The following is a 9,357-nucleotide window of genomic DNA, read 5'->3' on the forward strand; positions in this document are numbered from 1 at the left end:
CGCATGACGTGTCACTACGGGCTTCGAGCCTTTCGGATACCGCGAGCAGCCACGCAGGGCGTGGCTCTACCGACTGGTTGGTGGGCCGTCCGGGGCACGCCTCCCATGCCTCCTCTCAATCCGAGTCCCAGTACCGATTAAACTGTCTCGACTTGCTGTCATATCGGAAGAAAGATCCCGAGCTTCCGAACCTGAAATAGTCTAGAACGTCCACCTTGCTGCAGATCTTCCCATCTTCCTCGCCCGTCCTCTCATTTTCGGTGAAGAGATGGCAGCCTGGGGGGCGCTTGGCTACGCCCATGATGGACTGGGCATTGGGGCCTGCCCCCACAATCTGGCAACGAGACTCTGGCTTCGGACCCTTGGCATTCAGGCAGATGCGCACCCCCGATTCAGTGCCGTCTGAACTGGTCACCAGAACCGCCTCGTCCGGCAGACCGTCACCATCCATATCCAGTGTCACCCGGATGTATCCCGTAGGGGATTCACTCCTCCATTTATCCTGCTTCAGATCGCGCTTTCCCGCGGGAATCCACTCGCGGCCGGACGATTCCGATTCAGCGACCACAGGTGCAGCAATCATCGCTAGTACGATGCAGATACAAGTGCTTTTCTTCATGGGCCAATCGCTCCGCCTCGTCGATCGTATCAGTCACGCCCGAACGCACCCTTCAAACACTTCGTGCCGAACACCACCAATGCAAACGGCACGGGCAGTGCCACCAGATGGAAAACGAACTGCGGCTGGCGCTCGACCAGCAGGTTGTAGAGGATCCAGCCGATGATGGCCATTCCGATGGCGAGCGCTGTCAGGCCGAGCAGCGCCTGCGGGATGGCCAGCACGGCCAGGGTCACGCGCTGCCCCGTTCCACCTTCCGGCTGCGCCTGGAGTTGCCGCTTCAGATCGAGGATCCACAGGATGCTGAGGATGAAACCCACCAGCGAGCCGAGCATGAAAATGCCGTTCTGGGTGATGCCGGTGAGCAGCATGCAGGCAGGTACGCTGATGAGGGCCACGATGAGTTTGAGCACTGCGTTGCGCATGGGCCGGGCCTGGACATCCGTGTCGGGAAGGCCAGCGTAGCAGGTGGTTGAAGCGTGGAGAACGGATTGGGCGTGCGGAGGGCCGGCCAACGGCCGGCGCTACCTCAACTACGCCCGACCGGCGGGTCAAGCACCGGCTTGCCTTTCTCGTCCCAATGCACCGGTTGGATGCGCGGCGAGCGTTTGCCGGTGCAGCCCATCTCCGGGCCGGGGTTGGCGTGGTACACGATCCAGGCGGTGCCGTCGTCCATCTGGAAGAAGCCGTTGTGGCCGGGCGCGTGTACGTTGCCGGCCGGATTCTTCTCAAGGATGGGACGCGCGGCCTTTGTCCACGCCTTGGCATCGAGCGGGTTCGCCCCCGGCTTGGCCTGTAGCAGCCCAATAGCGTAACCGTCGGACCAGCAGGCGCTACCCGAGTAGGTCAGGAACAGATCACCGTTCGGACCCTGCAGGAACTCCGGCCCTTCCAGAATCTGCCGCCCACCCTGCCGTTCCCACGCCTGATCAGGACGCGCGATGATCGTCTCCTTGCCAGACAGGGTCCAGGGATTCTTCATCGCCACGATGGCCAGCACGCTGTCCGGTCCCACATAGGGCGAGTACACGAAGTAGCGCTTGCCGCCGGTGGTGAACGTGGTGCCGTCGATGCCGGGCTGCGCGGTAGCCAGGCGGCCGCGATCCTTCCAGGTGCCATTCGTGGGATCGGCGCTGCTGTTCTCCAGCACGAACACGCCACGATGCGCGTCTTCTTTGCCTTCGGGTGCGTCACTGGCGGCGGCCGTGTAGTAGATGTACCACTTGCCGTCGATGCGATGCAGCTCCGGAGCCCAGATCGATTTCGCGTTGGTGCCAGTGGCCGGTGGCCGCCAAACGGTGATCTCCGGTGCTTCGTTCAACCTGGCAAGGTCCGTCGTGGCGCGGATTGCCAGACGATCTCCGTGCGTGCCCATGTAATAGAACACCTGCCCGTCGCGGACAATCCACGGGTCCGGGCCGGAGTCGAGCAGCGGATTGGCCTGCGCCAGATCCAGCGCCGAAGCGCCTGCTGAGGCCTGCAGCAGCGCCGCCACTATCAGCGCACGAAGCGTGCTTTGCACCATGTCTCCCCTCCCAGGGTTACCCACCTGGCAGGCTTGCCAGAGCGTCGACACGAAACCATATAATCAGACAATAGGCAACCGCTGCCGCTGTTATGAGGAGGGAGACATGGCGCATCACGGGAACGACAACATCATCGGCATCAACTGGGGCAGCTCGAATCTGCGGGCGTATCTGATCACGCCGGGTGGAGCGGTGCTCGATGCGCACGAAGAACCTGCGGGCGTGGCGACACTGTCGCGCGAGGGCATGGTGATCGCGGCCGACAGTCTCCGGGCGCGCTGGCCGCACGCGCAACACGCCTACGCTGCCGGCATGATCGGATCGAATGTGGGCTGGGTGGATGCCGGCTATGTGGCCTGCCCTGCAGGCGTTGACGTGGTGGCACAGCAACTCGTCGAAACGCGGATCGGCAGTCTCGCGCTGCGCATCGTGCCTGGCATGGCCTGCGTGCGCTCGCTGGACGGTGCGCCGGATGTGATGCGCGGTGAGGAGACGGAGCTGCTGGGGTTGCTCAGTGACGGAGCGATTGGCGCTGATGCCATCGTCGCCCTGCCCGGCACGCATACGAAGTGGATACAGCTCCGGTCCGGTGAAGTGGAAAGCTTCATGACGGCGATGTCCGGGGAGCTGTTTGATCGGCTGGCTGGCGGTGGTTTGCTGGCTTCTGTGCTGGAGGGGCCTGGTGCGGTCGGGCCGGCTTTCCTTGAGGGCGTACGCGGGGGGGCAAAGGGGGCGCTGGGGCTGGGTGCTTTGTTGTTTGGCGTGCGCGCGCGGGTGATTCGGGGGATGTTGGAGCGTGCGGACTCGAGTTCGTACCTTCGTGGGGTGTTGGTGGGGGCGGAGATTGGGGATGCGATGGGGTTGTTTCCGGCGCTTGGTGATCGTGATGCGAGGGCCGGCCAACGGCCGGCGCTACCGGTGGTGGGCTCGGGGCCGGTGACGGTGATGTATCAGGCGGCGTTGAGCGAGCTGGGGGTTGAGTCGCGCGGCGTGGCGTCGGCGGATGCGGTGGTGCGTGGGTTTGCGGCGATCCATGCAATGGCGTCGGCACCGCGCTGAGCGATTGGCCCACATTGCTTGCTGCGTCGCAACGTGCGTATTGTCTGATTATATGTTTTTGTACGCTCCACGACATCGAGTGGGGTCTGACGCAATGCTTTCTGGGAAGGGAAAGGCGGCTGGGTTGATCGGCATGTTGGCGCTTTCTGCCGTGGGGACGGCAGGCGCGCAGGAGCGCACCGTGATTGGTAAAACAGCCGATGGCACACAGGTGGAATCGATCCTGCTGCGCGACGGCAGCGGCATGCAGGCACGGGTGATCACCCTCGGTGCCGCGCTGCACTCGCTGGAAGTGCCGGATCGCGATGGCAAGTACGCTGACGTGCTGCTCGGTGACGGCACCCTGCAGGCCACGCTGGACAACCCGCAGTACTTCGGCACGATTGTGGGCCGCTTTGCCAACCGCATTGCCAAAGGCCGCTTCACCCTGGACGGCAAGACCTACCAGGTGCCGGTCAACAATGGCGTCAATGCCCTGCACGGGGGTACGAAGGGCTTCGACAAGGTGGTCTGGAAGGTGGTCGAAGCCACTGCGGACCACGCCACGCTGCAGCACATCAGCCCGGATGGGGATCAGGGCTTCCCGGGCACGCTGACCGTGACCGCCACCTATGCGCTGAAAGGCAATGGCCGCCTGGAAATCATCTACAGCGCCACCACCGACGCACCGACCATCGTCAACCTCAGCAACCATGCCTATTGGAATCTGTCCGGTGAGGGCACCGGCTCGGCGATGGAGCATGAGCTGACGATCCCGGCCGCTGCTTACACGCCGGTGGACGCCACCCTCATCCCCACCGGCGTGCTGCAGCCGGTGGAAGGCACGGTGTTTGATTTCCGCACCGCCAAGCCGATTGGCCGCGACCTGCGTCGTGGCGACGAACCGCAACTGCTGCACGGCCGTGGCTACGACCACAACTGGGTGATCAGCAAAACCGCCACGCGTGAGCCGCGTGAAGTCGCGCGCGTACATGACCCACGCTCCGGTCGCGTGATGACCCTGCTCTCGACCCAGCCGGGTCTGCAGTTCTATTCGGGCAACTTCCTCGACGGCGGCACGGTAGGCAAGAGCGGCCGCGTCTACCGCCAGGGCGATGCGATCGCACTGGAACCGCAGTTGTTCCCGGACACACCCAACCAGCCGGCGTTTGGCTCCGCGCGGCTTGAGCCGGGTCAGACCTACGTCAACCGCATCATCTACGACTTCACCACCGACACGAAATCACCCAAGCGCCGCTGATCACGCGCGGCCTGACGCTGCCGGCCCACGCGCCGGACCCACGACCTGACACGTACCGCCCGCCTCCCGGTGACCACCGGGACGGGCAGCTCATGACTGAAGGAGATGCACCTCATGCGTAAGTGGCTTACCCCCTTGTTGGCGACGATGCTCGCCGTGGCTCCCCTGGCACAGGCCAGCGACGGTGCGCGCTGGACCCCGACTGAAGCCGATGCGTGGTACGCCAAGCAGGAGTGGCTGGTCGGTGCGAACTACACCACCTCCAACGCGATCAACCAGCTGGAAATGTTCCAGGCCGAGACCTTCGATCCCGCCGCGATTGATCGCGAACTCGGCTGGGCCAAGCAGCAGTTCGGCATGAACACCATGCGTGTGTATCTGCACGATCTGCTCTGGCAGCAGGACCCGCAGGGCTTCCTGAAGCGCGTGGACACTTTCCTGAGCATCGCCGAGAAGCATGGCATCAAGCCGATGCTGGTGCTGTTCGACAGCTGCTGGGATCCGGATCCGGCCCTGGGCGCGCAGCGCCGCCCCATTCCCGGCGTGCACAACTCCGGCTGGGTGCAGAGCCCGAGCCGCCACATGCTGGTCGACCGGGCCAACGACGCACACTTCCAGGCTTATGTGGAAGGCGTCATCGGTCACTTCGCCAATGACAAGCGTGTACTCGCGTGGGACCTGTGGAACGAGCCGGACAACCCCGGTGGCGGCAACTACATGGACAAGCAGCTGAAGGGCGAGCAGGAACGCATCGCCGAGCTGCTGCCGAAGATCTTTGACTGGGCGCGTTCGAAGAAGCCGGCGCAGCCGCTGACCAGCGGCGTGTGGATCGGCGACGACTGGTCGCCGGGTGCCGCCTCGCTCACCTCGATCCAGCGCACACAGCTGGAGCAGTCCGACGTGATCACCTTCCACAACTACGAACAGCCTGAAGCCTTCGTCTCGCGGATTGCCCAGCTGCGCAAGTACGGCCGTCCGCTGATCTGCACCGAGTGGCTGGCGCGCGGCAACGGCTCCAACGTGGACACCATCCTGCCCATCGCCCGCCGCGAGAACATCGGCATGATCAACTGGGGCTTCGTCGATGGTGCGATCCAGACCCGCTTCCCGTGGGACAGCTGGCAGCGCCCGTACACGATGGAGCCGCCGACCATGTGGTTCCACGACCTGCTCAATGCGGACGGCACGCCTTACCGGGCCCGCGAGGCGGAACTGTTCCGCCAGCTCGCCAAGACCCCACGCAAGAACGTACCTGCCTTCTGACACCTGACCGCCCGCCCCTCATCGGCGGCGGGCCACCCATCCGCGCTCGTTTTCCGGAATCCGGAGAGACCGACATGACCCGCAGTTCTTCCCGCACCCTGCTTTCACTGGCCATCTTCACTGCCCTGACCCTGCCCGCGCTGGCGCAGGCCCAGGAGGCAGGTGCGGCCGACAACGCCACCCCGCCGGCTGGCCAGCAGACCGCCATCGATCTGGACACGGTCACCGTGACCGCCCTGCGCCAGAGTCTGCAGACCGCACAGACGATCAAGCAGGAGGCGGCGATGGTCGTCGACTCCATCGTGGCCGAAGACATCGGCAAGTTGCCCGACAACAGCGTGGCCGACGCCCTGCAGCGTGTCACCGGCGTCCAGATCGCGCAGGGCAACCAGGGCGAAACCACCGGCGTGGTGATCCGCGGCCTGCCCAACGTGATCAGCACGCTCAACGGTCGTGAGATCTTCAGCAGTTCCGGTCGTGGCTATGCCTTCCAGAACCTGCCGGCGACAGCGATCAAGAGCCTCAACGTCTACAAGAGCAGCGAGGCGAGCCTGCCGCTGGGTGGCATTGCCGGCCTGGTGGACATCGAACTGCGCCGTCCACTGGATTTCGACGGTCTGGAGATTGCAGGCACCGTCACCGGCACCCACAGCAAGTACGGCGGCGACGTCGACCCGTCTGCCAGTCTGATGCTGAGCAACCGCTGGGATACCGACGCCGGCGAGTTCGGCGCCATGATCAACGTCGGCTACATCGGCAAGCGCTACGCCTACGATGCGGTGTGGGGCGACTTCCCGAAGGTGTTGGAGAACCCCGACGGCACGCCGATGCGGACCGATGCGGGCAACCTGATCGCCGCACCGAATGGCTGGGGCACCAACTACAACCACGGTGACCGAGACCGCAGCGCGTTCAACTACGCCCTGCAGTGGAAGCCGACCGAGAACACCGAGGTCTACGTCGAGGGTCTGTACGACTACGTGCGTGACAACTACGACCAGGCCTTCCTGTTCAGCTTCCCGGTCGGCGTCGTCCCGCCGAGCAGCCTGCAGGTCGGCGGCAACTGTTACGCCAACCAGCTGGCGGGCGCACTCCAAGGACAGACCATCTGCGACGCCACCAGCGGCTCCTGGACCGGTGACACCTACGCCGCCAGCAGCACCCAGGCGCACAAGCAGCGCGGCCAGGACATCCAGAACGCGCTGGGCTTCAAGTGGCGCGGCGACCAGCTGCGCCTGTCCACGGAAGTGACGCGCACCTCGGGTTATTACCGCGATGAGAACTTCATCATCGACACCTTCATGAGCGGACCGATCACCACCATCTGGGACGGTACCTCGGGCAAGCACCAGAACTGGTACCTCGCCGGTGAGCCGGCCATGGATCCGTCGCGCTTCTACCTCAACGGCCTGTTCCAGACCTGGGGCGAGTCGCGCGGTGAAGAAAACAGCTGGCGCGGTGACGGTGTGTTCGAGTTCCTCGACGGCCCGATTGCCAACATCCAGTTCGGCCTGCGCTACGCCGACCGCACCGCCAGCGCCAAGGGCAGCGTGGAAATCAGCACGCCGCCGCCGGGCGGTGCCGGCACCGGCAACATCACGGCGACGCCGAATCCGGCCAACCAGGTGGTGGGCCTGTTCCCGGCCAACAGCTTCTTCTGCTCCAAGCGCGGCAACTCGGCGCTCAGCCAGTCCTTCCTGACGCCGTGCTATGACTACCTGATTGGCAATGCGGACGAGCTGCGCGCCTACTACGGCCTGCCGGCGGGGCTGGCTGAGGAGAACCCGGGTCGCTTCTTCGACATCCAGGAGCGCAAGTCCGCAGGTTACCTGCAGACGAAGTATGACTTCGACCTGTTCGGCCTGCGCGTGGATGGCCTGGTCGGCGTGCGTGCCGAGCAGATCAAGCGCGAACTGAACGCGTACTCGTTCGATGCCAGCACCGGCATCTACAGCGCGATCACCCGCGAGACCAAAGACACCAACACCCTGCCCAACGCCAGCCTGAACCTGCACTTCAACGAGGAGTGGCAGCTGCGCGTCCTGGCGGCCAAGACCCTGAGCTATCCGGACTTCGGCGCGCTCAATCCGTCGATCTCGTTGAACCCGGGCACGGTGAACCGCGCCGGTGCCGCCAGCAGTGGCAACCCGGACCTGAGCCCGATCGAGTCGACCAACTACGACATGTCGCTGGAGTGGTACTTCTCGCCGGTGGGCTACATGAGCGCCGGCATCTTCTACCGCGACATCGACGGCTACATCCAGAACTACATCAGCAACGTGGTCATCGCCGGCGAAGAGTACGAGCTGTCCTCGCCGCAGAGCGCCGGTAGTGGCCACCTGCAGGGTGTGGAGTTCGCCTACCAGCAGACCTTCGACTTCCTGCCGGGGGCCTGGAGCGGCCTGGGTGCGCAGTTCAACTACACCTATATCGAGGGGGACACCAAGTCGCCGGAGTTCATCGGTGGCCCGGTGATCTCCCGCCCGCTGCAGAACGTCTCCAAGAACAACTACAACGCCGTGCTGTTCTACGAGAACTTCGGCCTCTCCGCCCGCCTCGCCTACGGCTATCGCAGCCGCTACATCGACTTCTTCACCCAGCCCACCGTGGCGGGCACCGAAGATCAGGTGGAGCCGGCCAGCTCGCTGGACTTCTCGGTGAGCTACGACGTCACCCCGCGCGCGACCGTGGTGCTGTCGGCGACCAACCTGCTCGGCAACAACCTGCACCAGTTCTGGGGCAATGGTGACTCGCGCCCGCGTGACATCCGTTACCAGGACAAGACTTTCGGCCTGGGCTTCCGGTTCAAACTGTAATGAGCGAGCACCTGAACATTGCAACACCCCTGCCCTCGCCCTTTTGTCGGATAATAGGAGTGACCGCAATCTGCGGCGCACCAGGCCAAAGGGGCACCCGTGAAACGGATCGAGGTACGCAATCTGTACGACCAGGTCGCCCAGGAAATCGGGCAGCGGATCATCAGCGGCGCACTTCAGCCGGGCGAATTCCTGCCCAAGGAAGAAACACTGGCGCAGACCTTGTCGGTCAGCCGGTCGGCGCTGCGCGAGGGGTTGAAGGTACTCGGTTCCAAGGGGCTGATCGAAACCAAGCAGAAAACCGGTTCGCGGGTCCGCGAGCCGCGGCACTGGAAGCAGCTGGACAGCGACATCCTGGCGTGGCGCTGTGCGCTGATGCCCACCCAGGACTTCGTGGAGAAGCTGGTGGAGATGCGCGAGGTGATCGAGCCGGCCGCCGCCGCCTCGGCCGCGCAGCGTCGTTCGCCCGCGCAGCTGGCGAAGATCAAGGCCGCCTACCAGGCCATGGCCGATGCGACCGACCAGGACGCCTGGGCCAAGGCCGACCTGGCCTTCCACGAGAGCGTGCTGGAAGCGACCAACAACGAACTGCTGGGTTCGTTGTTCTCGGTGATCGACGCCGCGCTGGGCACGTTCTTCCTGCTCTCGGCGCAGACCGCGAAGGACTTCAAGTATTCGCTGCCGCGTCACTTCGACGTGTACGACGCGATCCGGCTGAAGGATCCGGAAGCGGCGCGCGCCGCCATGCTGGACATGATTGCCGACTCGCGCGCCAACCTGAAGGGTGCGCGCGCTTCCAAGAAGCCCCCCCGCTAGAGGAAATCCCATGCGCGC

The 9,357-nt window shown here is 64.5% G+C and carries 8 protein-coding genes; 5 read left to right on the top strand and 3 right to left on the bottom strand.

The annotated features are described in order from the left end of the window. Positions 1–115: 115 nt before the first annotated feature. From QMX83_RS06315 to QMX83_RS06325, 3 genes are all read right to left on the bottom strand, one after another. Positions 116–619, bottom strand: coding sequence for a hypothetical protein (locus QMX83_RS06315; protein ID WP_282295774.1), 504 nt, complete (start codon positions 617–619; stop codon positions 116–118). Positions 620–648: 29 nt separating this feature from the next. Beyond that, complete coding sequence (locus QMX83_RS06320) at positions 649–990, bottom strand: hypothetical protein (RefSeq protein ID WP_282295775.1); 342 nt, start codon at positions 988–990, stop codon at positions 649–651. 158 nt (positions 991–1,148) lie between these two features. Further along, positions 1,149–2,144 (bottom strand): glycoside hydrolase family 43 protein, encoded by a 996-nt coding sequence (locus tag QMX83_RS06325; protein ID WP_282295776.1) that lies wholly within the window; start codon positions 2,142–2,144, stop codon positions 1,149–1,151. A gap of 106 nt (positions 2,145–2,250) precedes the next feature. Between QMX83_RS06325 and QMX83_RS06330 the strand changes: the two genes are divergently transcribed. From QMX83_RS06330 to QMX83_RS06350, 5 genes are all read left to right on the top strand, one after another. Further along, positions 2,251–3,204, top strand: a complete 954-nt coding sequence (locus tag QMX83_RS06330; RefSeq protein ID WP_282295777.1) for a 2-dehydro-3-deoxygalactonokinase — start codon at positions 2,251–2,253, stop codon at positions 3,202–3,204. Between the two features lie 181 nt (positions 3,205–3,385). Beyond that, positions 3,386–4,444: an aldose epimerase family protein gene (locus tag QMX83_RS06335; protein WP_282295778.1), complete on the top strand. Its 1,059-nt coding sequence runs from the start codon at positions 3,386–3,388 to the stop codon at positions 4,442–4,444. Positions 4,445–4,558: 114 nt separating this feature from the next. Beyond that, the gene (locus QMX83_RS06340; protein ID WP_282295779.1) at positions 4,559–5,707 is read left to right on the top strand and encodes a cellulase family glycosylhydrolase; all 1,149 of its coding nucleotides are present in this window, start codon (positions 4,559–4,561) and stop codon (positions 5,705–5,707) included. 74 nt (positions 5,708–5,781) lie between these two features. Then, entirely contained in the window at positions 5,782–8,523 is a 2,742-nt protein-coding gene (locus tag QMX83_RS06345; RefSeq protein WP_282295780.1) for a TonB-dependent receptor, read from the top strand. A 99-nt stretch (positions 8,524–8,622) separates the two neighbouring features. Next, positions 8,623–9,339 (top strand): FadR/GntR family transcriptional regulator, encoded by a 717-nt coding sequence (locus tag QMX83_RS06350; protein WP_282295781.1) that lies wholly within the window; start codon positions 8,623–8,625, stop codon positions 9,337–9,339. Positions 9,340–9,357 lie beyond the last annotated feature (18 nt).

It is taken from the genome of Stenotrophomonas sp. PS02289 (assembly GCF_029960115.1).
In the GTDB taxonomy this organism is placed as follows: Bacteria; Pseudomonadota; Gammaproteobacteria; order Xanthomonadales; family Xanthomonadaceae; genus Stenotrophomonas.